Origin of the sequence: Kutzneria sp. NPDC052558, assembly GCF_044547355.1 — a bacterium.
GTDB lineage: Bacteria > Actinomycetota > Actinomycetes > Mycobacteriales > Pseudonocardiaceae > Kutzneria.
In genome coordinates this window covers 327,953-350,995 of sequence record NZ_JBIUAG010000004.1, presented here as the reverse complement: position 1 = coordinate 350,995, position 23,043 = coordinate 327,953, and the positions used below count along the sequence as shown (strand labels likewise).

The 23,043-nt window shown below is 70.2% G+C and carries 20 protein-coding genes; 11 read left to right on the top strand and 9 right to left on the bottom strand.

Translation table 11 applies throughout. The annotated features are described in order from the left end of the window. Positions 1 to 33: 33 nt before the first annotated feature. The 3 genes from ACIG5F_RS10440 to ACIG5F_RS10430 form a co-directional block, all read right to left on the bottom strand. The gene (locus tag ACIG5F_RS10440) at positions 34 to 1,947 is read right to left on the bottom strand and encodes a glycosyl hydrolase family 18 protein (RefSeq protein WP_396517201.1); all 1,914 of its coding nucleotides are present in this window, start codon (positions 1,945 to 1,947) and stop codon (positions 34 to 36) included. Between the two features lie 87 nt (positions 1,948 to 2,034). After that, a complete protein-coding gene (locus ACIG5F_RS10435; protein WP_396517200.1) occupies positions 2,035 to 3,477 on the bottom strand; it encodes a chitinase in 1,443 nt (480 codons plus the stop codon). A gap of 207 nt (positions 3,478 to 3,684) precedes the next feature. Next, on the bottom strand, positions 3,685 to 5,004 hold the full coding sequence (locus ACIG5F_RS10430) for a glycoside hydrolase family 27 protein (RefSeq protein ID WP_396517199.1): 1,320 nt from the start codon (positions 5,002 to 5,004) through the stop codon (positions 3,685 to 3,687). A 112-nt stretch (positions 5,005 to 5,116) separates the two neighbouring features. On the opposite strand from ACIG5F_RS10430, the gene ACIG5F_RS10425 reads away from it, so the two are divergent. After that, positions 5,117 to 5,437 (top strand): hypothetical protein, encoded by a 321-nt coding sequence (locus tag ACIG5F_RS10425; protein ID WP_396517198.1) that lies wholly within the window; start codon positions 5,117 to 5,119, stop codon positions 5,435 to 5,437. On the opposite strand, the gene ACIG5F_RS10420 is transcribed toward ACIG5F_RS10425, so the two are convergent. Next, positions 5,411 to 6,292 (bottom strand): phosphotransferase family protein, encoded by an 882-nt coding sequence (locus tag ACIG5F_RS10420; RefSeq protein ID WP_396517197.1) that lies wholly within the window; start codon positions 6,290 to 6,292, stop codon positions 5,411 to 5,413. The two genes, ACIG5F_RS10425 and ACIG5F_RS10420, sit on opposite strands and share 27 nt — an antisense overlap. Positions 6,293 to 6,368: 76 nt before the next feature. Then, the gene (locus ACIG5F_RS10415; RefSeq protein ID WP_396517196.1) at positions 6,369 to 7,589 is read right to left on the bottom strand and encodes a glycosyl hydrolase family 8; all 1,221 of its coding nucleotides are present in this window, start codon (positions 7,587 to 7,589) and stop codon (positions 6,369 to 6,371) included. Between the two features lie 213 nt (positions 7,590 to 7,802). Here ACIG5F_RS10415 and ACIG5F_RS10410 point away from each other — a divergent pair, with 213 nt between their 5' ends. Further along, a complete protein-coding gene (locus ACIG5F_RS10410; protein WP_396517195.1) occupies positions 7,803 to 10,244 on the top strand; it encodes an alkaline phosphatase family protein in 2,442 nt (813 codons plus the stop codon). Position 10,245: 1 nt separating this feature from the next. Then, on the top strand, positions 10,246 to 10,782 hold the full coding sequence (locus ACIG5F_RS10405) for a histidine phosphatase family protein (RefSeq protein WP_396517194.1): 537 nt from the start codon (positions 10,246 to 10,248) through the stop codon (positions 10,780 to 10,782). Here ACIG5F_RS10405 and ACIG5F_RS10400 read toward each other — a convergent pair. Next, positions 10,772 to 11,950, bottom strand: a complete 1,179-nt coding sequence (locus ACIG5F_RS10400; RefSeq protein ID WP_396517193.1) for an RtcB family protein — start codon at positions 11,948 to 11,950, stop codon at positions 10,772 to 10,774. The genes ACIG5F_RS10405 and ACIG5F_RS10400 overlap by 11 nt on opposite strands. A 61-nt stretch (positions 11,951 to 12,011) precedes the next feature. Between ACIG5F_RS10400 and ACIG5F_RS10395 the strand changes: the two genes are divergently transcribed. Then, positions 12,012 to 12,890 carry an aminoglycoside phosphotransferase family protein gene (locus tag ACIG5F_RS10395; protein WP_396517192.1) on the top strand — a complete coding sequence of 293 codons (879 nt, stop codon included), beginning with the start codon at positions 12,012 to 12,014 and terminating at the stop codon, positions 12,888 to 12,890. Positions 12,891 to 12,921: 31 nt separating this feature from the next. Beyond that, positions 12,922 to 14,220, top strand: coding sequence for an MFS transporter (locus ACIG5F_RS10390; protein WP_396517191.1), 1,299 nt, complete (start codon positions 12,922 to 12,924; stop codon positions 14,218 to 14,220). 73 nt (positions 14,221 to 14,293) lie between these two features. Here ACIG5F_RS10390 and ACIG5F_RS10385 read toward each other — a convergent pair whose 3' ends face one another. The 3 genes from ACIG5F_RS10385 to ACIG5F_RS10375 are packed head-to-tail and all read right to left on the bottom strand — an operon-like array spanning position 14,294 to position 17,435. After that, a complete protein-coding gene (locus ACIG5F_RS10385) occupies positions 14,294 to 15,772 on the bottom strand; it encodes an aldehyde dehydrogenase (NADP(+)) (protein ID WP_396517190.1) in 1,479 nt (492 codons plus the stop codon). After that, complete coding sequence (locus ACIG5F_RS10380) at positions 15,769 to 16,593, bottom strand: NAD-dependent epimerase/dehydratase family protein (RefSeq protein ID WP_396517189.1); 825 nt, start codon at positions 16,591 to 16,593, stop codon at positions 15,769 to 15,771. Before ACIG5F_RS10380 ends, ACIG5F_RS10385 begins: the two co-directional genes overlap by 4 nt. Before the next feature lie 50 nt (positions 16,594 to 16,643). Then, complete coding sequence (locus ACIG5F_RS10375) at positions 16,644 to 17,435, bottom strand: IclR family transcriptional regulator (RefSeq protein WP_396517188.1); 792 nt, start codon at positions 17,433 to 17,435, stop codon at positions 16,644 to 16,646. A gap of 401 nt (positions 17,436 to 17,836) precedes the next feature. On the opposite strand from ACIG5F_RS10375, the gene ACIG5F_RS10370 reads away from it, so the two are divergent. From ACIG5F_RS10370 to ACIG5F_RS10345, 6 genes are all read left to right on the top strand, one after another. Further along, entirely contained in the window at positions 17,837 to 18,742 is a 906-nt protein-coding gene (locus tag ACIG5F_RS10370; protein WP_396517187.1) for a 5-dehydro-4-deoxyglucarate dehydratase, read from the top strand. Beyond that, positions 18,739 to 19,998: a glucarate dehydratase family protein gene (locus ACIG5F_RS10365; RefSeq protein ID WP_396517186.1), complete on the top strand. Its 1,260-nt coding sequence runs from the start codon at positions 18,739 to 18,741 to the stop codon at positions 19,996 to 19,998. Before ACIG5F_RS10370 ends, ACIG5F_RS10365 begins: the two co-directional genes overlap by 4 nt. Beyond that, positions 19,995 to 21,131: a hypothetical protein gene (locus ACIG5F_RS10360; protein ID WP_396517185.1), complete on the top strand. Its 1,137-nt coding sequence runs from the start codon at positions 19,995 to 19,997 to the stop codon at positions 21,129 to 21,131. Before ACIG5F_RS10365 ends, ACIG5F_RS10360 begins: the two co-directional genes overlap by 4 nt. Positions 21,132 to 21,260: 129 nt before the next feature. Beyond that, the gene (locus tag ACIG5F_RS10355; RefSeq protein WP_396517184.1) at positions 21,261 to 21,848 is read left to right on the top strand and encodes a Uma2 family endonuclease; all 588 of its coding nucleotides are present in this window, start codon (positions 21,261 to 21,263) and stop codon (positions 21,846 to 21,848) included. A 71-nt stretch (positions 21,849 to 21,919) separates the two neighbouring features. Beyond that, complete coding sequence (locus tag ACIG5F_RS10350; RefSeq protein WP_396517183.1) at positions 21,920 to 22,357, top strand: hypothetical protein; 438 nt, start codon at positions 21,920 to 21,922, stop codon at positions 22,355 to 22,357. Next, complete coding sequence (locus ACIG5F_RS10345; RefSeq protein ID WP_396517182.1) at positions 22,354 to 22,935, top strand: hypothetical protein; 582 nt, start codon at positions 22,354 to 22,356, stop codon at positions 22,933 to 22,935. The genes ACIG5F_RS10350 and ACIG5F_RS10345 overlap by 4 nt, the downstream gene beginning before the upstream one ends. The last annotated feature ends 108 nt before the right edge of the window (positions 22,936 to 23,043 follow it).

The following is a 23,043-nucleotide window of genomic DNA, read 5'->3' as shown; positions in this document are numbered from 1 at the left end:
TCGCCGCCCGGCCCTTTCCTTCACCCCGTTACCTCAGCAGGCTCCGTTGTCGGTCCACACACCCGAGCCGCCCGTGCTGGGGGCTTCGCCCTGGGTCCACCACTTGGCGGTCCACTTGTGGCCGTTGTAGGAGACGACCGCGCCGCCGTTGTAGGCCGTTGCGGCGTTCCACGCGGCCACGCCGGTGCAGTTGCCGCCGCCCGGCGGGTTGGTGGTCGTCGTGCCACCGCCGCAAGGCCCGTTGTCGGTCCACACGCCCGAGCCGCCGGTGCTGGGGGCCTCGCCCTGGGTCCACCACTTCGCGGTCCACTGGTGGCCGTTGTAGGACACCACCGCGCCGCCGCTGTACGCGGTCGCCGCGTTCCACGCCGCCGCCGTGCAGCTGCCGGGCGGAGTCGTGGTGGTGGTCGTGGTCGTCGTCGTAGTGGTGGTGGTTGTCGTCGTGGTCGACGTCGGCGGGGTCGAGCAGCCCGGCGTGCTCGCGCCCAGGCCGTTGACCACCGCGTTGAACAGCGTCGACGCCGGGTCGAGGTCGTAGAGCGAGAACATCATCGCGCCGGCCAGGCCGTTGCAGTGGATGTAGTCGGTCCGCGCCTTGATCGACTGCGCCGAGGAGCCGCCGTAGAAGGTGGTGCCGTCGTAGAACCAGGCCGACTGCGTGGTCGGGTCGTAGAAGGTGTCGGCCGGGTTGTCGACGATCCCGGACAGCTCCTTGTACATCGCCACACCGGGCACGTTGCCCGACAGCGTCTTGCCGGCGGACGGGCCGGTCGCGCTCTGGTACAGGCCGTGGTTGGAGCCGGCTGGCACCCCGGTCCACCCTCGGTAGTAGAACGGAATGCCCAGGGTCAGCTTGGTGGACGGGAAGCCGCCGGGAATGCCGTAGGCGCTGTCACCCTTGGTGTACGCCTTGATCACGTTGTCGATCGTGTACTTCTCGGCGCCCGGCGGGATGGTTCCGGACGGGTCGCTTGGCGAGGAGTACAGCGGGTCCTGGAAGTTCGTCGGACCGGTGGCGTCCCACGCGCCGTGCATGTCGTAGGTCATCGCGTCGGCGAAGTCCATGTACTGACCGATCTTGTCGGTCTGGATCTTCGCGATCTTGTCCTGGCCGCCGGGCAGGGCCGCCGACAGCGAGTAGTGCTTGCCGCCCAACGCGTCCAGCTCGGACCGGAACTCGGCCAGCAGCGCGGTGAAGTTGGCCGTGTCGTTCGGGCTGGTGTGGTTGCCGAGGTGGCCGGTGGTCGAGGCCGGGTACTCCCAGTCGATGTCGAAGCCGTCGAAGATGCCGGCCGCGCTGCCCGCGCCGCCGTAGCCGCCCTGCGAGGGCAGGTTGCCCTTGATGAACATGTCGATGCAGGAGCTGACCAGCTTCTTGCGCGAGGCGTCGGTGGCCGCCGCGTCGGAGAAGTACTTGGAGTACGACCAGCCGCCCAGCGACAGCACCACCTTCAGGTTGGGGTGCCGGGCCTTGAGCTCCTGGAGCTGGTGGAAGTTGCCGACGATCGGCATGCCGAAGGCGTCCGCGGTGCCGTCGACGCTGATGTCCGAGCCGAACGACTTCTGGTAGTCGGCGAACGCGTCGCCCGCCCCGTCGCCGGCGTTGGGGTCGCTCTCGCCGCCCGGGTCCGGATTGCTGGCCTTGGTCGCCTCGAAGCAGGTCAGGTTGGTCGGGTCGATGTTCTCGAAGTCGTAGATCAGGTAGTCGAGGTTGTTGGCGATCGCGTCGACGTTCTTCGGGTAGTACGCGTTCTGGTAGATCGACCACTGGTCGTAGTAGGCGACGCGCAGGCCGCCGGTGGCCGCCGCGGCGGTCGCGGCCGCCGGGGTGACCGCCACCGACTGGGGCTGCTGCTGGGCCGCGTTCGCGCCGACGGCGGTGATGCTGCCGACCACGACCGTCGCCGCCGCGGCGGCGATCAGGGCCGATCTCGCGGATAACGTCATCTGCAGGGCCTTCCGTTGCGAGAAGGGAGGTTGAGACTCGCCGGCGGGCCGGGTTCGGGGTTCACCGACCCGCCGGCGAAAGCATGGTCAGCAGGCTCCGTTGTCGGTCCAGACGCCGGAGCCGCCGGTGCTGGGGGCTTCGCCCTGGGTCCACCACTTGGCGGTCCACTTGTGGCCGTTGTAGGAGACGACCGCGCCGCCGTTGTAGGCCGTCGCGGCGTTCCACGCGGCCACGCCGGTGCAGTTGCCGCCGCCCGGTGGGTTGGTGGTCGTCGTGGCGCCACCGCCGCAAGGCCCGTTATCGGTCCACACGCCCGAGCCGCCGGTGCTCGGCGCCTCGCCCTGGGTCCACCACTTCGCGGTCCACTGGTGGCCGTTGTAGGACACCACCGCGCCGCCGCTGTACGCGGTCGCCGCGTTCCACGCCGCGGCGGTGCAGGAGCCGCCGCCACCCGGCGTCGTGGTCGTGGTGGTCGTGGTGGGCGGCGGGGACTGCGGCGGCGTCGCGCCGGCGAACTTCGCCGTGTACTTGGTGAAGTCCCAGTCGTTCTGCGTGACGTTGCTGCAGATCCCGTTGTCGGTGCTGGCGCCGCACTGGCGGTCCCGGTTGACCGACCAGAAGGTGAACCGGCCCAAGCCGTGGCTGGTGGCGTAGTCCAGCACCGTCTGGAAGTCGGCCTGGTAGAACATCTCCGCCGCGTCGGACTTGCCGTTCATGCCGGAGAAGCCCTCGTGCGAGTACGCCGTCGCGCTGTCCCAGCCCATGTGGCTCATCAGCAGGCCGTGCAGGGCCTCCAGCGCCGAGGTCTGCGACGCGGCGCCGTTGAAGCCGCCGTCGAACGGCATGATGGAGAAGTTGTTGGGGGTGAAGCCCAACGCCTTGGACTTGTCCAGCAGCTGCGTGCCGAACCAGCCGGTGCCGGCCGCGGTGCCGGGCATGGTCACCGAGACGAACAGGCCGGGGTTGTTGGCCTGCAACGTCTTGGCCGCGCCCAGCTCGTTGTTCACCGCCGCGTCGTTCTCGTACTCCGGCTCTTCCAGGTCGAAGTCGATGGCCTTGAGCGAGTACTTGTCGATCACCTGCTGGTAGGCCGCGGCGGTGGCCGCCACGGTGCCGCAGGTCTGGCCCAGCTTGGTGCCGCCGTAGCCGCCGACCGAGACCGACACGTCGCCGCCGGCCCCGCGGATCTTGCTGATCACGCCGGCCACCGCGGTGTCGGAGGAGACCGCGCTCTTGCCGTCCCAGGTGGGCGAGCAGCCGCCGCCGTCGGGGGCGAGGATGAAGGCCAGCTGGAAGGCCTTCTGGCCGGTCGCCGCCATCACCACGGTCGGGTCCGGCGGGTTGTTGCTCTGCGGCATCAGGTACGGCGCCGAGGCGTACCAGTTGTTCGACAGGGCGTTGGGGCTGAGCACGGCGGCGGAAGCGGCCGGCTGCACCTGCGCCGTGCTGGCGTTGGCGGCCACGGCCGCGGCGACTCCCGCCACGGCCACCGCTGCCATCGCGGTCGCGGCCAGTCTGGCTCGCTGCATATGTCCTCCTCGTCGAAGGCACTGCACTGGTGGTTCTTTCGCCGGGCCCGGTGTTCAGAAATGTGGACTAGACCACCGGGGGTGTCAAGGCTTTGGCCTAGACCAATGCGTGGACAGTTGCCCGGCTACTCCGTTCGGCCCCCGACGTTGGTCGTGAAACGCCACGGGGCCCGCCGAACGCGGGCCCCGTGGTATTGCCGATGTATTTCACAGCCACACGGTCAGCAGCCGCGATGCGTGCGGCGCCAGGGTCGCCGAGAAGTGGTCGAGGGCCACGCCAAGGTTCCTGTGCGTCCAGACATCCCGGACGAATCCGAGCCGCCGATGGGGTGCTAGATCGGTCCAGTTGGCGGTGACCGTGGCCGTGGTGTCGCCGAGGTTGAACAGCGCCACGGTGTAGCTTCCGTTGTGGTTGTCGCTCACCCACACCTGCTGCGGGGTCGCCTGCGAGACCGGGTGCGCCGGGTGGCCGGCCTGGTCGACCGCGATCACCTCGTCATTGGTGATCATCTTGACGTCCTCGGGCACCAGCCTGGTCAGGTCGGTGCCCAGCAGCAGCGGCGAGGACTCGATGGCCCACAGCGTCATCACCGACTGCTTCTCGTCGGCGCTCAGGCCGTCGGTCGCGCCGTTGCCGATCTCCAGCGAGTCCAGGTCGTTCCAGTGGCCCGGGCCGGCGAACGGCACCCACTTCGGCGCGTCGTCCCAGCGCAGCGAGGCCCGCACCTTCCAGTTGGTCAGGCCCACGCAGTGCGAGTAGCACTCGATGTCGCCCTCGATCCGCCAGCCGTTGCTGTTTTTCTGCCACACCGCGGCGTTGGCGAAGCTGAGCGAGTTGGACAGCTCCAGGTGGATCGGCCGGCGGGTGGTGTCCAGCGCCTGGCGCCACACCTGCGTGTCGGTCCGGTTGTCGGTGGCCACGCGGCCGCCGCCGGGGCCGACGAAGTCCATCTTGATGTAGTCGACTCCCCACGACGCCAACAGATCCGCCTGCGACTGCACGTAGGCGGCGGCCCCCGCCTTGCTGAAGTCCAGCTTGCCCGAGCTGTCCGCGGCGGTGTTGCCCGGCTGCGCCGGGTCGATGACATCCTTGACGTGGAAGGGAGTTCCCTTGATCGGCGAGTTCGCGTCCACCGCCGCCTTCGGGATGCCCGGCACCATGTAGATGCCGAACTTCAGGCCCAGGCCGTGCACGTACTTCGCCACCGCGGCGATGCCGTCGGGGAACTTCTTGGTGTCCCACGTGCTGCGGCCGTACTCGTCCACCCCGGCCGTCCAGCCCGCGTCGATGTTGACGTACTGGTAGCCGTGGTCCTTGAGCTGATCGTGCACCACCTTGGCCTGCGCCTCGATGATCGCCTCGGAGATGGCGCCGTGCAACGAGCTCCAGCTGCTCCAGCCCATCGGCGGGGTCTTCGCGATCGTCACCGGGCGATGCCGGTCCGGTTCGGCCGTGGCCTGACTGCCGGTCGCCAGCAGCGCTGCCGCCGCCGTGAGCAGCGCAGCGCCGATCCGCCACCTGGTCATGCGTGCTCCTTCGTTGGAGGACGGGCCCGGCGGCGGACGGGACATCGGGTGAATCCTCGCCCGTGACCCCCACTTCGGCAAGATGCACACGGTTACATCCGATCTTTATGCCATGAAGGGCCCCTTCCTGACGTTGAACGTCATGAAGGGCCCCTTCCTGACGTTGAACGTTGTGAAGGGGTCCTTCATGACGTTCAACGTGAGGATTGGAGCGTTGATCATGGGGGCCGTGGGGGACCGCGCTGCTGTGGGCAGAACGGGCGGCGGCGACCGGGCCGCCGCACCCAGACTGGGCGGCCCGTCGACCGGATGCCGGCCGACGGGCAGCGAGCGGCTGGGCGAGGTGCTCCGGCCGCACGGGCCGTTCGTCGAGCAGGTGCGGGTGACCGTGCTGACCGGACGGAAGTCAGGAGCCCAGTGCGGTTTTGAGTAGGAGTTCGCTGGCCCCCAGCCACTTGGGGTCGGGCAGGCGGCCGTGGCGGAAGGCGAACCAGCCGAGGGTGCGCAGGACGTTGTGGGCGGCGTAGGCCCAGAGCAGCTCGGGGGCCATGACCCGGCGCAGGTGGCGGCGCAGCTCGGTGGAGGTGCGGGTCTGGTCGGTGCCGATGCGCAGGGCGAACCACAGGGTGACCAGGTCGGCGCGGCGGTCGCCGGGGCGCCAGCCGTCCCAGTCGACGACGCCGGAGAGCTCGCCGGCCCGGAACAGCATGTTGCCGAGGCCGTAGTCGCCGTGCACGACGTCGTCGGCCGGCAATCGGGCGAGGTCGAGGCGGCCGGCCAGGCGCTCGATCTCGTGCACGAGGGCGGCCCCTCGTGGCGAATGTGCTGCCAAGGCCCGCTTTCGTGGCGTCCAGTGCCCGGGGTCGGCCAGGTCCCGCAGGATCTGCTCGCCCCACGGCAGGGCTCGGTGCGAGGACAGTCCGCAGGCGGCCCCGGCATGCAACTCGACCAGCTCGATGAGCTGCTCCAGCTGCTCCACCGCCAGCTCGTCGGAGGGCCCGCCGGGCAGCTTCTCCTGGACGTAGAAGGCGATCGTGTCGAGCCGGTCGGCGGCGATGACCCGGGGCGCGGGGTAGCGGCGCGAGCGCAGCCGGGCGGTCACCTCGGCCACCTCGCACGGCCACTGCTCCGGATGCCACGTCCACTTGACCACGTACCGGCCCCGGCCGGCGACCGTCGCCTCCACCGCCCCGTGCTCGCCGGAGAGGGATTTGACTCTGCTGAAGCCGAGACCACACGCCTCGGCGATGACCGACAGCGCGTGGTCGGCGTCGGTGCCGCCCATCATGGGCGCACAGTGTGGTCGAAAAGCCTGAATCGGTCCACCTCCCTAGGGGTTCGGGGAGGTGGACCGAAGGGGGCGATCAGGAGGCGGGCGTCCAGTAGTCGCCGGCCATCACCAGGTAGACCAGCATCTTCACGGTCTCGCCGTAGTAGGTGTCCTCGAACGGGTTGGTGGCCAGGTAGTTCCACAGCGAGTCGGTCCAGGCCTGGTCGCCGGCGGCCATCGCGGCCACGCCCACCGGGTCGTTGGCCACCTCGGACTGGTCGCCGGTGTTGGTCGGCGTGCCGTCCAGCTTGGTGTGCGGGTAGATCTTGGCCGGGTCGCCGCCGGCCTTGGCCTTGTAGCTGGCCGACTCCTTCTTGGCCACGCCCAGCGCCACCGGGCTGCCGTAGACCAGGGCGTCGGTGCCCATGTGCCACGGCACGCGCACCGAGTTGTAGCCGACGATGTTGTCCGGCTGGTTCTCCTGGTAGTTGGCCGGGGCCGGCTTGGGGCTGGTGGTGTTGGCGTTGACCACGAAGTCCGACAACAGGTTCGCGGTCGGGGAGTAGGCCGCGGTGAACTCGCTGATGACCGCCTCGGTGCGGGTGATCACCTTGTTCCAGTCGTGCGCGGTGTCGTAGGCGGCGAAGGCCCGCAGGTGGTCGAGCATGAAGTCGGACGGCCGGGTGTCGGTGTTGGGGCCGTCGTCCTCGCACTTGAGGTGGCCGTCCGGGGCGACGTCGGCGGCGTAGAACCTGGCCAGCCAGTCCTTGGCCGCCGCGGTGTAGCCGCCCCACTGCTTGTCGGCCAGGATCAGGCCGTAGCCGACGTCCAGGTCGCCGTCGGTGGCCGAGTCAGGGGTGCCGGAGTCGGCGTACTTGCAGGACTTGCCGTCGATCTCCCACTGCATCATGCCCTTGCTGTCGCGGTGGTCCTGGACCACCTTCCACAGCCCGTCGAACTCGGCCCTGGCGTTCGTGTCGTAGCCGGCCATCAGCGGCACGATGTTCATGCCGTAGCCCTGGGCCTCGGACACGGTGCCCTTGTTGGGCGCGTCGTCGGTGGCATAGACCAGGTAACCCCCGCAGGCCGCGCGCAGGTAGGCCTTCTTCCAGGAGTCGTACTGCTTCTTGACCGCCGCGTCCCGGGCCGCCGGGGTGGCCGAGGGCATTACGCCCGTCTTGTACGTGACGTGGGTGGGGAAGGGGTGGCTCTCGCCGGCGGCTGCGGCGGGAGTTGCCGTGGAGACCAGCACGGACAGGGAAATCGTCGCGGCAGCGGCGGCCACCGCCGCCAGCCGGCCCGATCGATCGCGCATCGCTCGCTCCTGTTAGGAAAGTTTCTTAACTAATCGGCGGCGAGATCAGCGTGACGCCCGATTCGCCTGGTGTCAAGGGAGGTCTAGACCTCTTCGGTGGGACCGGGCTCCCCGGGATGATTCGCCCGAAGGGCCCTTGAACCGTTGCGGCCGGCGATCGCGTGGTGTCTGCTGAGCGGCGCCTGACCGTGAGATTCGGGAGGACGAACCACCATGGCTGGGATCTCGCGTCGCCGCCTGCTCGGATCGGCCGCCGGCGTGGCCGGCGCCTCCGCCCTGGCGTCGGTGCTGCCGCCGAACCTCCAGAAGGCTCTCGCCGCCACCAGTCCCGGAACACCGCGCGACATCAAGCACATCGTCGTGCTGATGCAGGAAAACCGGTCCTTCGACCACTATTTCGGCGCCATGCCCGGTGTTCGGGGCTTCGACGACCCGCACGCGGTCACGCTGCCCGGCGGCCGGTCGGTGTTCTACCAGCCCGATCCCAAGAACCCGGACGGCTACCTGCTGCCATTCCACCTGGACACCAAACGCACCAGCGCGCAGGCGATCCCGTCCACCAGCCACGCCTTCACCGTGCAGCACTCGGCGGTCAACGGCGGCAAGATGGACAACTGGTTGCCCGCGCACCGGGCCGCCGACGGCGACAACAACGGCCCGTACACCATGGGCTACTACACGGAGGACGACATCCCGTTCCAGTGGGCGCTGGCCCGCAACTTCACGATCTGCGACGCCTACTTCTGCTCCGTGCTCGGGCCGACCTGGCCCAACCGGCTCTACCACTGGAGCGGCACCATCGACCCGTCCGGGCAGCACGGCGGGCCCATCATCAGCAACGTGGTGCCGTCCCCGTACACGTGGACCACCTATCCCGAGCGGCTCACCGCCGCCGGCGTCAGCTGGCACGTGTACCAGCAGGAGGACGACTACGGGTGCAACCCGCTGGAGTTCTTCAAGGCCTATCAGGACGCCGGGCCGAATTCCCCGCTGCACCAGCATGGTCTGGCCATCGGGCCGGCCGACCGGTTCGAGTACGACGCCCTGCACGACCGGCTGCCCACCGTCTCGTGGATCATCCCGACCTCGCCCCAGTGCGAGCACCCGGACTACATCCCGGCCGCCGGGGCCGACTTCGTGGCCAGCAAACTGGACGCGATCGCCGCGAATCCGGACGTGTGGGCCAAGACCGTGGTGATCCTCAACTACGACGAGAACGACGGCCTGTTCGACCACGTCGTGCCGCCCATGCCGCCGGCCGGCACCCCCGACGAGTTCGTCAACGGCCTGCCCATCGGGGCCGGCATCCGCGTGCCGTGCACCATCGTCTCGCCGTGGACGCGCGGCGGTTACGTCGCGACCGAGCCATTCGACCACACCTCGGTGCTGCGCCTGATCGAGGCCGTCACCGGCGTGCGGGAGACCAACATCAGCGACTGGCGGCGCAAGACCTTCGGCGACCTCACCTCCGCCCTGGGCTTCGGCGGCTCGGCCAAGCCGCTGCCCCCGCTGCCGCCGACCAAGGCCCCGCTGTGGCAGGCCGAGTACAACGTCAAGCACCTGCCGCCGGCCAAGATCCCCGGCGCCGACCAGACCCCGCCGCACCAGGGCACCCGCAGCCGGATCGACGAGACCGTCACCACGCACGCCTCCGACTTCCCGACCGGTGTCGCCGGCACCAGCTTCCCCGGCACACAGTTGTTGGCCCGCAACAAGCAGCCTTCCTCGCGTAACAAGGTCGCGGGCGAGGCCGCCCCCGCCGTCAAGAAGGCCTACGTCACCGGGATCGTCGCCTACAGCGTGTCCGTGCTCGACGCCGGCACCGGCAAGCTGCTGTCCACTGTGCAGGGCCCGACCAATCCGTACGGCATCGCCGCCAGCCCTGACGGCCAGAGCCTCTATGTCTCGGAGTCCGGGGCCGACAAGGTGTCCGTGCTCAGCACCTACACCGGCGGCTTCGTCGGCTCCATCACTGTCGGCCTGTTTCCGCACGGCCTCGCCATGTCCCCGGACGGCCGGCTGCTCTATGTCTGCAACACCGGGCCCGACACCGGCCCCGGCGGCTCCAAGTCGGTGTCGGTGATCAACGCCAAGACCGACTCGGTCATCGGCGAGATCACCGTCGGCCTTGCCCCGCAACAGGTCACCGTCAGCCCCGACAGCTCCACGGTCTATGTGTCCTGTCAGGACGGCCTGTGGATCGTCGACGCCGACAGCCGCAAGGTCCGGGCTTGCCTGCCCGGCCTGGCCAAGGCCCACGGCGTCACCGCCTGCCCGGGCGGCCGCAACGTCTACGTGGCCAACACCTGGCAGGACAGCGTTTCCATCGTCAGCGCCAGCACCCACCGGGTCACCGCCACCCTCAAGGTCGGCCAGTCCCCGTGGAACGTCGCCTGCCGCCCCGACGGCCTGTTCGCCTACGTCACCAACGCCAACTCCGACACCGTGTCGGTCATCGACACCGCCAAGCGCGCCGTGGTCTCCACCGTCCAAGTAGGACACATCCCCACCGGCATCACGGCTACCCGGGACCAGATCTGGGTCACCAACAACGCCTCCAGCACCGTCAGCAAGATAGACGCGGCATCGCTGAAGGTGGTCGCCACCACCGCTTTGGGCCTGAGCACCGAACCGGCGGGCGTGGTACTGATATGACGTGGAAATCGTGCTGGTCCGCCACGCCGAATCGGTCGTCCCCACCCCGGACGGCCCCGACGAGTACCGCCGGCCGCTGACCGAGACCGGCCACGCCCAGGCGGCACACCTGATCGAGGAACTGGCGGCGATCAAGCCCGACCTGATCGCCGCCAGTCCGTATCTGCGGGCCGTGCAGACGGTCGAGCCCCTGGCCCGTGCGCTGGGCCTGCCGGTCCGAACCGACCATGCCCTGCGGGAATGGGATTCCGGGCTGGAGCTCACGCCGGACTACGCCCGGCACTACGAAGCCAGCTGGGCCGACCCGGATTTCGCCCGTCCCGGCGGGGAAAGCCTCAACCAGCTCACCGCGCGGGCGATGTCGATCCTCCGGTCGTTCACCGGCGCCGTGGTGATCGGCAGCCACGGCACCTTCGTCGCCCGGGCCCTGGCCGGCTTCGGCGTCCCGGTCGACTGGCCGTTCAGCCAGGCGATGCCGATGCCGGCGATCTATCGGATCACCGACGCCGGCATCACCGGCCCGGGTCTCAGCCCTTGACGCAGATGACCTGCTTGAGCTTGGCCACGATCTCGACCAGGTCGGTCTGGTTCGCGATCACTTCGTTGATGTCCTTATAGGCCATCGGAATCTCGTCGATGACGCCGGTGTCCTTGCGGCACTCGACGCCCTTGGTCTGTTCGATGAGATCCGTGCGCTTGAACATCTTGCGGGCCTTGGTGCGGGACATGCGGCGGCCGGCGCCGTGAGAGGCCGACTCGAAGGAGTCCGGGTTGCCGAGGCCGCGAACGATGTACGAGCCGGTGCCCATGGAGCCGGGAATGATGCCCAGGTCCCCGTTGCCGGCCCGGATCGCGCCCTTGCGGGTGACCAGGACGTCCTCGCCGAAGTGCTTCTCCTCGGCGACGTAGTTGTGGTGGCAGGAGATGGGCTCGTCGAAGCGGATGTGCTTGTACCGCTTGCGAAGCACGTCGCTGATCAGGCGCAGCATCACCGAGCGGTTGCGGCGCGCGTACTCCTGGGCCCAGTACAGGTCGTGCCGGTAGGACGCCATCTCGGGCGTGCCGGCCAGGAACACGGCGAGCTCCCGGTCGGGCAGCTCCTCGTTGTGGGCCAGGCCGCGCGCCACCCCGATGTGGTGCTGTGCCAGCTCGTTGCCGATGTTGCGGGAGCCGGAGTGCAGCATCACCCAGACCCGCTTGGACGTGTCCAGGCAGACCTCGATGAAGTGGTTGCCGCCGCCGAGCGTGCCGAGCTGGTTGACGGCCCGGTCCGCACGGGCCTTGACCGCCGGGGTCAGGTCGTCGAACCGGGACCAGAACTGCTTCCAGTCACCGGCGTCCCGCTCGTCGAAGGCCGCGTCGCGGTGCGCGGCGAAGCCCACCGGCACCGCCTTCTCGATCTCCGAGCGGATGCCGGCCAGGTCGCCGGGCAGGTCGTTGGCGGTCAGCGAGGTGCGCACGGCGGTCATGCCGCAGCCGATGTCCACGCCCACCGCGGCCGGGGAGACCGCGTCCTTCATCGCGATCACCGAGCCGACCGTCGCCCCCTTGCCCAGATGGACGTCGGGCATGACGGCGACGTGCTTGACCACCCACGGCAGCGACGCGATGTTGCGCAGCTGCTGCATGGCCGCGGGCTCGACCTCGTCGACCCGTGTCCACATCTTGATGTCCACGTGCTTCCCGGGCACGGTCGTCATCGCCATGCCGGCAAGGCTAAGGCGGACAAGGGGTCCGGCGCGATCGAGTTGTTTGCTAGCGTGCCGCATGGGCGACTTCCGGCACGACCAGGCCCTGGTGCGGGCCCTGCTGCGGGAGCAGCACCCCGACCTGGCCGATCTCGAACTCCGTGACGTCGACGGGGGTTGGGGCAACCAGCAGTGGCGCCTGGGCGAGGACCTCGGCGTGCGCATGCCGCGCCAGGAAGGCGCGCACCACGAGCTGCGCAACGAGCAGAAGTGGTTGCCGCAGTTGGCAAAGCGCCTGCCGCTGCCGACGCCGGTCCCGATGCGGGTCGGCGAACCGTCGCCTCTGTTCCAGCACACGTGGACGATCACGCGCTGGGTGCCCGGCGTGCCGGCCGACCACGAGCCGATCACCAATCCCGACGCGGCCGAGGTTCTCGCGGATTTCCTTGTGGCACTGCATGATCCGGCCCCGGCCGACGCCCCGGTCAACCCTCACCGCGGCCTGCCGTTGAGCCGGGCGGGCGGCGACCACTGGTTCGAGTTCATTGATGGCCACCCGGTCGCCGACGACGCCCGGGCGGTGTGGGAGAAGGGCCTGGCCGCGCCGGCCTGGTCCGGCCCGCCGCTCTGGCTGCACGCCGATCTGCACCCGGCCAACGTGGTCGGCCGGGACGGCATGCTGACCGGGGTGATCGACTTCGGCGACCTGTGCGCCGGCGATCCGGCCACCGACCTGTCCGCCGCCTGGCTTCTGCTGCCCGACGGCGCGGCCGACCGGTTCTTCGCGGCCTACGCCCGCGCCGACGAGCCCACGGTCGCCCGGGCCCGCGCCTGGGCCGTCATCCGGGCCCTGACCCTGATCTTCATCGGCCGCAACGGCCGGCTGGGCCGTCCCGGGGGCAAACCGACCTGGGAACCCGCGGGCTATGCCGCCCTTGCCCGTTTGACACGTTCTTGACAGGCCAACGGCGTGCGACCAGTGTGACCGCATGAGTGACAGTGACGTGGCTCTCATCCGCACCCAGCGGCTGCGCGCCGCGGTCGCGAGCACGGTCGGCACCTCCATCGAGTGGTACGACTTCTTCCTCTACGGCACCGCGGCGGCGCTGATCTTCCCCAAGCTCTTCTTCCCCGGCAGCAGCCCGTTCGCCGGCGTGCTGGCGGCGTTCGGCACGCAGTTCGTGGGCTTCGCGGCGCGGCCGATCGGGGCAGCGCTGTTCGGCCACTTCGGCGACCGCATCGGCCGCAAGGGCACGCTGATCGGCACCCTGCTGACCATGGGCATCGGCACGCTGCTGATCGGCTGCCTGCCCACGGCCGACTCGATCGGCGTGACTGCGGCGGTGCTGCTGACGGTCCTGCGCATCGCCCAGGGCATCGGGGTCGGCGGCGAGTGGGGCGGCTCGGTCCTGCTGGCCATGGAGTGGGGCGACCAGAACAAACGCGGCCTGATGGCCAGCCTGCCGCAGCTGGGCGTGCCGATCGGCCTGCTGCTGTCGACGGGCGTGGTGCGCCTGGTGTCGAGCCTGTCCGGCGACGGCTTCCTGGTGTGGGCCTGGCGGATCCCGTTCCTGCTGTCGATCGTGCTGATCGGCATCGGCCTGTACGTGCGGCTGCGGGTGCTGGAGTCGCCGCAGTTCGAGCACGTGGTGCAGCGGGCAGCCGTGGTGCGCCAACCGGTGTGGCGGGCGATCGTGGAGCACCCGCGGGAGATCCTGAGCTCGGCCTTCCTGCGGATGTCGGAGCAGGCGCCGTTCTACCTGTTCATCACGTTCGTGCTGACGTACGGCACCAAACAACTGAGCCTGAAGCAGGACGACCTGTTGGGCTACACCATGATCGCCGCGGCGGCCGGGGTGGTCTGCGTGCCGCTGTTCGGGTGGTTGTCCGACCGGATCGGCCGCAAGCTCATGTACGGCATCGGGGTCGTCTGCGTCGGCCTGTACGCGTTCCCCTACTTCGGGCTGCTCAACACCAAGGTCGGCGGCCTCGTGCTGCTGGGGATCGTGATTTCCCTTGTCCTGCACGCCATGCAGTACGGCCCGCAGGCGGCACTGATCGCCGAGAGCTTCGGCGCGAACGTCCGCTACTCCGGCGCCGGGCTGGGCTACCAGCTGGCCTCGGTGATCGCCGGCGGCCCGGCCCCGCTGATCGCCACCGCCGTGCTGGCCAGCACCGGCTCCAGCACCTGGATCAGCTGGTACATCGTCGGCTGCGCCGTGGTGGCGATGCTCGCCCTGCTCGCCCTCCCCCAACGCGTCCCCGCCGAGCAACCCCAGCCCGCGTGAGTTGAACGTCATGAAGGGCCCCATACTGACGTTCAACGTCAGTATGGGGCCCTTCATGACATAAAAACGGCTGCTACTTGGTGCCCAGCACGCCGTCGAAGCGGCGGGGGATGCCCAGCGGGTTGCCGGCCTGGAGCTCCGGCGGGAGGAGCTCCTCGGGCCAGCTCTGGTAGCTGACCGGCACCAGCCAGCGGCGGATGGCGGTGGAGCCGACGGAGGTGTGCAGCGGGTTGGTGGTGGCCGGCCAGGGGCCGCCGTGCTGCATGCCCCACGCCACGGCCACGCCGGTCGGCCAGGCGTTGAAGATCAGCCGCCCGGCCACCGGCTGCAACGCCGAGCCGATGCGGCCGGCGAGCGCGTGCTCCTCGGACGAGGCGTGCACGGTGGCGGTCAGCGACCCCGGCAGCTGCGGGAGAACGTCCAGCAGCTCCTCGGGATCGGTGTAGGTGACGACCACGCCGGCCGGGCCGAAGTGCTCCTCGGTGAGGGTGCCCTGGTTGGCGGCGAAGGTCTTCAGCTCGGTGGTGAACAGCTTGGGGGCCACCGAGAAGCCTTCGGCCGGGTCGCCGCCGGTGGCGGCCAGCTCGACCAGGTCGCTGGCGGCCAGACTGTCCACACCGGACTGGTAGCCCTGCTGCATCCGCTCGTTGAGCATGGGCCCGCCCTGGGTGGCGACCACGGCCGCCTTCAGCGCCTCGACCATGGACACCGGCGCGAAGACCAGGCCCGGGTTGGTGCAGAACTGGCCGACTCCCATGGTGAGCGAGCCGGCGAAGCCGGCAGCGGTCTCCTCGGTGGCCGCACCGGGCAGGATCACCGTGGGGTTGACGCTGCCCAGCTCGCCGTAGAACGGGATCGGGTCGGGCCGGCCGGAGGCCAGGTCGAACAGGGCCCGCCCGCCGCCGGTGGATCCGGTGAAGCCGACGGCCTTGACCGCCGGGTGCTGCACCAGCTTGGTGCCGACCGGAATGCCGTGCACGATGCCGAAAACGCCCTCGGGCAGCGCCGAGGCGACGATGCGCGCGGTCTCGACCGAGGTGGTCGGGTGGGACGGGTGCGACTTGACGACCACCGGCGAGCCGGCGGCCAGCGCGGACGCGGTGTCCCCGCCGGCGACCGAGAAGGCGAACGGGAAGTTGCTGGCGGCGAACACCGCGACCGGCCCGATCGGCCGCAGGATCCGGCGCAGTTCCGGGCGCGGCGGCACGGTGGTGGCGTCCGCGGTGTCGATGGTGGCCTCGAGATAGCTGCCCTCGCGCAGCACGGAGGCGAACAGCCGCAACTGGTTGGTGGTGCGCTTGAGCTCGCCGGTCAGCCGGGGCACCCCCAGCGCGGTCTCACTGTCCGCGGTGGACACCAGCAGCTCGGACTCGGCGTCCAGGGCGTCGGCGACCCGCTCAAGGGCCTCGGCCCGGAACTCGGAAGTCGTTGCCCCCCAACCGGAAGCGGCGGCCTTGGTCAGGATGGCGTCCAGCTCGGCGTCCGAAGTGGACGGAACCGGCGCGCCGAAAGCTTCTCCCGTGCGCGGGTTGAAACCCTGCACAGCGGTCATCGTGCGGCCTCCTTGACGGCGGTGTCCCAGGCGGAAGTGACCCAGACGCCGCCAACGTAGTTCAGCTCGGGGCCGTCCGGGTCGGGCATGCCGTGCTCGGCGATGACCTCGTCGGCGTAGCGCTCCGAGTCGTCTTCCGACTGATATCCCAACGCCTTCGCCTCATCCAGGGACACCCACCGGCGGGTGTTGTCGGACACGCCCCAGATCACCCGGTAGCCGGGCGCGGGCGTGGCCAGGCAGGCCTCCAGCATGCGGGCGCAGTCGTCGGGCGAGAGCCACGTGGACAGCATCCGCACGTCCCGCGGCTTCTCGAAGCAGGACCCGATCCGGATGGCGATCACGTCCAGGCCGTAGCGGTCGGCGTACAGCGCGCCCAGCGCCTCCACGGCGACCTTGCTGACGCCGTAGTAGGTGTCGGGGCGCGGGAAGGCGTAGTCGGGCGTGTCCTCGGCGCCGCGGCGGTGGAAGCCGGCGGCGTGGTTGGAGCTGGCCAGGACGACCCGCTTGACGCCGTTGCGGCGCGCGGCCTCCAGCACGGTGTGGGTGCCGTCGATGTTGACCGTGAGGATGTCCTTCCACGGCTGTTCGAGGCTGTGGCCGCCGAGGTGGATGACGGCGTCGGCGTCCGCGCAGGCGGCGTCCATCGCGGCCTGGTCGGTCACCGTCGCGGTGACCAGCTCGACGTTCTCGGCCTCGCCGGCGGCGGGCAGCGAGCCGATGTCGAGCAGTCGAAGGACCCGGTCGGGTGCGGCGAGTCTGGGCCGCATCAGGGTGCCGACGCCGCCGGCCGCGCCAGTGATCAGGATGCGTTCGGTCACGGGTTCTGGCCTCCATGTTGCAAACGTTTACAATTGCTTCAGAACGGTACTCAGCGACCGAACTGACGCAAGACCTCGGTGATGGTCCTGGCCGCGGCCAGCAGGGCGGACACGACCTGCCGCTCGTGGTCGGCGTCCAGCCGGCCCAGCGGCACCGAGCAGCTCATCGCGTCGATGACCGGGTTGCGGTAGGGCAGCGCGACGGCGAAGCAGCCGAGGCCGGGAGTGTTCTCCTCGCGCTCGTGGGCGTACCCCTCGGCGTGGAACCGGGCCAGCTGGGCGTGCAGTTCGGCCCGGTCGGTCACGGTGTTGGGGGTCAGCGCCTCCAGCCGCTCCGGCAGCACCGCGTCCACCTCTGAGCGGCTGCGCTCGGCCAGCAGCGCCTTGCCCAGCGAGGTGGCGTGCGCGGGCAGCCGGCGGCCGACGCGGGACACCACGCGCAGGTGGTGCTCCGACTCGCGGCTGGCCAGGTAGACCACGTCGGCGCCGTCCAGGCGGGCCAGGTGCACGGTCTCGTTGATCTGCTGGCGCACCTGCTCCATCACCCGGATGGCGGTGCGCACCACGGGGTCGTGATCCAGGTACGACGTGCCGACCAGCAGCGCCCGCACGCCGATGCCGTAGCTGCCGCGCTGCGGGTCCACCTCGACCCAGCCCCGGCTGACCAGCGTCTGCAGCAGCATGTACAGGCTGGACTTGGGGTAGCTGAGCTCCTTGTGCAGCTCGGTGAGCGTGAGCTGGCGCTCGGAGCGGGACATGACCTCCAGCAGCTCGACGGTTCGGTCCGCGGATTTCACCGCCGCCGGCCTGGTGGGGGCCGTGTTGTCGACTGCCTCTGACATCTGATCGGCCTCCAGGACCTTGACACACGGTGCTTCTGATTCTTACAGTCCGTGCCAACGTTCACAAGTACGACCGGCATTCAGATACGTGAACCGCGAGGAGAGGGTCAATGGCAGCCCCGATCTCCAGGCAGACGGCCCCGGTGGCCGCGCCCGGGATCGCGGCCGCGGCCAGGGCCCCATCCCCGCGATGGATCACCTGATGGCGGTCCCGACAGGCGTGGGCTCGACGGCTAACGGCGGCGGTGTCGTTGAGTCCCACAACCCGCGAGGCGGTGCCCGACGCACCGCCTCGCGGGTACCCACCCGTGGGGTCAAGGACCGTCCGCGTCCTGGCGTGTAAACGTTTTCGCGAGCAACGATCGTCACGGATGCCGTCACAGGGCGCAGAGAGGTCTGGAATGCAACTGGATGGAGTGCTGTTCTTCCCGGTGACCCCGTTCACCCCCGACGGGGAGGTCGCGGAGGACGTGCTGGCCGAGCACGTCAAGCACGGCGTCGCCGCCGGTCCCGGCGGCGTGTTCGTGGCCTGCGGCACCGGTGAGTTCCACGCCCTGGAGCCCGAGGAGTTCGAGCGCGCGGTCCGCGTGGCCGTCGAGGCCACCGCCGGTCGGGTGCCGGTCTTCGCCGGCGCCGGCGGCTCCGCCCCGCTGGCCCGCAAGTTCGCCGCCGCCGCCAAGCGCGCCGGGGCCGACGGCCTCCTGCTGCTGCCCCCGTACCTGGTCGGCTGCCCGGCCGGCGGCGTCGCCCGCTACGTCGCCGAGGTGGTCAACTCCACCGACCTGCCGGTGATCGTCTACCAGCGCAACAACGCCGTGTTCACGCCCGAGGCCGCGGTCGAGGTGGCCAAGCTGCCCAACGTGATCGGCTTCAAGGACGGCCTCGGCGACATGGACCTGATGCAGCGCATCGTGCTGTCGGTCCGGGAGAGCGTGGACAAGCCGTTCCAGTTCTTCAACGGCCTGCCCACGGCCGAGATGACCCAGCCGGCCTACCGTGGCATCGGCGTCGAGCTCTACAGCTCCGCGGTGTTCTGCTTCGCGCCGGAGATCTCGCTGGCGTTTTACAACGCTGTCACGGCCGGCGACACCGAGCAGGTCAACGCCCTGCTGCACGGCTTCTACAAGCCGCTGGTGGAGCTGCGCGACAAGGTCCCCGGCTACGCGGTCTCCCTGGTCAAGGCGGCCGTCGTGCGCGGCGGCCTGGACGTGGGCGGCGTGCGGGCCCCGCTGCTGGACCCGACCGAGGAGCACCTGGTCGAGCTGGACCGGATCATCGAGGCCGGCCGGAAGCTGATCGCCTCATGAAGATCACCGAGATCGTCCTGACCCCGATCGCCTTCCGCGATCCGCCGCTGATGAACTCGGTGGGTGTGCACGAGCCGCTGGCCCTGCGCACCATCGTCGAGATCCACACCGACGAGGGCGTCAGCGGTCTCGGCGAGACCTACGGCGACGCCGGGCACCTGGAGCGCACCCGCAAGGTCGTGCCGTCCCTGATCGGCCTGGACGTCTACCACCTCAACGCCCTGCACGCGGCCGTGGCCTCGGCGCTGGGCGGCGTGGTCGGCAGCGACAAGCACGGCCTGACCGGGCAGATCTCCGGCATCGGCACCGTGGACCGGGTCTTCTCCCCGTTCGAGGTGGCCTGCCTGGACATCCAGGGCAAGCACCAGGGCCGGCCGGTGGTGGACCTGTTGGGCGGCAAGGTGCGCGACGCCGTGCCGTACAGCGCCTACCTGTTCTACAAGTGGGCCGGTCACCCGGGTCACGAGGATGACGAGTGGGGCGCGGCGCTCGACCCGGCCGGCATCGTGGCCCAGGCCCGCAAGCTGATCGACGAGTACGGCTTCGGCTCGATCAAACTCAAGGGCGGCGTCTTCCCGCCCGAGGAGGAGATCGAGGCCATCCGCGCGCTGCGCGAGGCGTTCCCCGACCACCCGCTGCGGCTGGACCCGAACGCGGTGTGGACGCCGGACACCTCGGTGAAGGTGGCCGAGCAGGTCGACGGCGTGCTGGAGTACCTGGAAGACCCGACGGCGAACATCGATGGCATGGCCGAGGTGGCGTCCCGGATCGAGATGCCGTTGGCCACCAACATGTGTGTGGTGTCGTTCGACCACCTGGAGCCGGCGATCCGGCAGAACGCCATCCAGGTGCTGCTGTCCGACCACCACTACTGGGGCGGGCTGACCCGGTCGCGCGGTCTCGCGTTGCTGTGCGAGACCTTCGGCATCGGGCTGTCCATGCACTCCAACTCGCACCTGGGCATCAGCCTGGCCGCGATGACGCATCTGGCGGCCGCCACCCCGAATCTGCGCTACGCCTGTGACACGCACTATCCGTGGAACGCCGTCGACGACGTCGTGAAGCCGGGCGCACTGTCCTTCGTGGACGGCGCCGTGCCCGTGCCGAGCGGGCCCGGCCTGGGGGTCGAGCTCGATCGGGACGCGCTGGCCGTGGCGCATCAACGTTTCCTGGACACCGACATCCGCTCCCGTGACGACACGGGCTACATGCAGCGGGTCGATCCGTCGTACGAGAGGAAGAACCCCCGGTGGTGACCACGCTCGCCCACGCCTACCCGTGGGACCTGGTCGGCGACGACGCCGCGGCGGAGCGGTTCGCCGGCATCGGCGTCGGCTCGGTCGCCCTGGCGGCGTCGTACCACACCACCCGGGCCGCCACCCCGCTGCATCCGCGGCACCGGATGATCGACGCCCGGCACGCCGCCTCCTACGTGCCGGTGCGGCCGGAAGCGTGGCAGGGCAAGCGACTCGTGCCGGCCGAACCGTCCTGGGTGGACAGTGGCTCGTTCACCGCGGCGGCCGATCGGCTGCGGGCGGTCGGGCTTCCCGTGCACGCCTGGACCGTGCTCACGCACTCCAGCCGGCTCGGGGACGCGAACCCGGACCTGGTCGTGCAGAACGCCTTCGGCGACCGCTACCCGTACGCGCTGTGCCCGGCGCAGGCGGATGTCGTGGAGTACTGCGAGACCCTGGTCTCGGAGATCGTCCAAAGTGGACCGTTGGACGGTGTGATCCTGGAGGCCTGCGGGCCGCTGGGCTTCGTGCACGGCGGGCACCACGAGAAGACCGACGGCACCGACTGGTCGCCGGTGCAGCAACAGCTGCTGTCCCTGTGCTTCTGCGTGGCCTGCATCGGGCTCTACGGCGACGCCGGCATCGACGTGGTGGCGTTGCGCAACGCGGTCAAGGCCGGTGTCGACGGCAAGGCCGACAGCGTCCGCGCGGCGCTGGGGGAGCACCTGGCCGACGCCGTCTCCGGCGTCCGCACCGGGCTTTCCCGTGGCCTGCGCCAGCTTCTGGTCGGCAAGATCAAGGCCCTTGACCCCGGCGCCAAGATCGTCGCCCACGCCGCCGCCGACGAGTGGGCCACCGGCCCGTTCGCCACCGTGGCCGGCGGGGTCGACGCCGACGTGGACACGCTGACCTTCACCGCCTGGCCCGGGCCCGACGTCGCCCTCCCGGTGCTCAAGGCGTTGCAGGGCATCACCGACAAGGCGCTGGCCGCCTACGTGCTGGCGCTGCCGCCGCGCCCGGTCGACGGGGCCGCCCTGGCCGCCGAATGGCGGCAGTACCTCGACGCCGGCGCGTCCGAACTGCACGTCTACCACCCGGGCCTGGCCTCCCAGGGCCGTCTGGACGCCATCAAGGACGCCCTCGCCCGCATCTGAGCTCCCCGGCGCCCGTTCGACAGTGCTCGGCGGGCAGTGTTTTCGCCGCGCGTCCCGCGCGGGGCTCGGCCTCTCATGGGGCCGATGCCTCGCGTGCGGCGGTATCATGGTCGCCTGGGAGGTGACCACATGTCCGCTTCGGTGTCGTTCGATCCGCTCGTCGAGCTGGCCGGCATGTGGACCACGGAGTTGGCCGAGCGCTACCTCCCCGACCCTGGTCTGTTGCCGAGCAAGTACGAGTGCGTCGACGGGAACCTGATCTTGAGCCCGTACGAGGCTGGGCCGAACGTGTACGCCGCCGACGAGTTACGCGGCCTGTTCAAGGCGCCGGCCCGGACCGTCGGCCTGCGCGTCTACACCACCGTCAACCTCCAGATGACGGCGCAGCGGTGGATCCAGCCCGACATCACGGTGATGCGCGCGCCGGTGCTGGGCACCTGGGCCCAGGCCGCCGACGCGGTCGTGGTGGGGGAGTTCGTGTCGCCCTCGTCCCGGCAGCGCGACCGGCTGGACAAGCCGGCCATGTGCGCCCGCGAGGGCATCCCGTACTACCTGCGGGGCGAGGTCGACCTGCGCACCGAGACGGCCACCCTGTGGTTCTACCGGCTGGCCGACGGCGAGTACCGGGAGGTCGCGGTGGCCCACACCGGCGGCACCTTCGAGATCACCGAGCCGTTCCCGGTCTCCTTCGACCCCATCCAGCTGCTGGACCTCTGACCGGACCTTCGGTCCGACGCCGGCCACGCGGGTGATGCAACCCGACCCGGTGGTCGCTCCGTCCCACGAGCATGAAGGGACTGACGAAGGCGATCGGCGCGGGCGCGCTGCTGATGGCGCTCGGCGCCTGCGGCCAGACCCAGACGACGACCCAGCCCGACAGTCCGACCAACGGCATCGCCCCCGCGGGCTCGGGCGGCAGCCTGCGCGACGTGCCCGCCGCCCAGATCGACGCCTCCCGCCTGCCCGCCGGCTACCCCGCGCGCGTCCAGCTGGACGACAACGGCGCCGTGCTGACCGTGCAGGGGGAGGAGGGCGGGTGCGAGCGGTCGTCGGCCGAGCTGACCGCCCAGGACGCGACCTCGGTGCACGTGCTGCTCACACGCAACCTCGCCGACACCAATCGGGTCTGCACCAAGGAGCTGCGCCTGACGCAGCTGCCGGTGCAGCTGGACAAGCCACTCGCCGACCGCAAGGTTGTGCTGGAACAGAGGACGGTGCGGTCATGACAGAGCCAACCCTCGGGCGCCCGGCCGGCTCGCCCCAGCCGGCCGGGCGCCGCCCCTACCTCAGAAGACTTCTCGGCGTCGGCCTCGCGGGCGCCGGGCTGGTGGCGTTCGCCGCGTGCGGGTCCGGCGCCGCCACGAACACCGCAGCCTCCGCGCCGGCCGGCTCCTCCTCCCCGACCGCCACCACGTCTGCCACGCCGACCTCGGGCATAGTCCCGCCGCCGCTCAGTCCGCCGCCGACCACCACCGACGAGTCGTCGGTGAAGGCCACCGGGCCGACCGTGCCGCCGAACCAGGTGAACTACAGCGCCGCGCCGGAGAACGTGCCGCAGACCGTGTGGCAGCAGGACGGCGGCAAGACGCTGGTGGTGATGGCCGAGGAGGGCGGCTGCATGAAGGTGGACGCACAGGTCACCAAGCAGACCGCCGACGAGGTCGACATCACCGTGCTCAGCGTCGCCCAGATGCACCGGGTTTGTCCGCTCTACGTCAGGAACATCCCCGTCGCCGCCCACCTGGACGCGCCGCTGGGGAGCAGGAAGGTCGTGCTGACCACCGAAACCGGAACACAGCGGTAGCAACCCGAAACACCGAGCACACCGCCGCCGAATATCCTCGTGCGGTCCCGACCCGGCGGCAGGGGTCGGGCCGGGGCCGCGCGAGGCCCTTTCCTCGACAGGGACGGC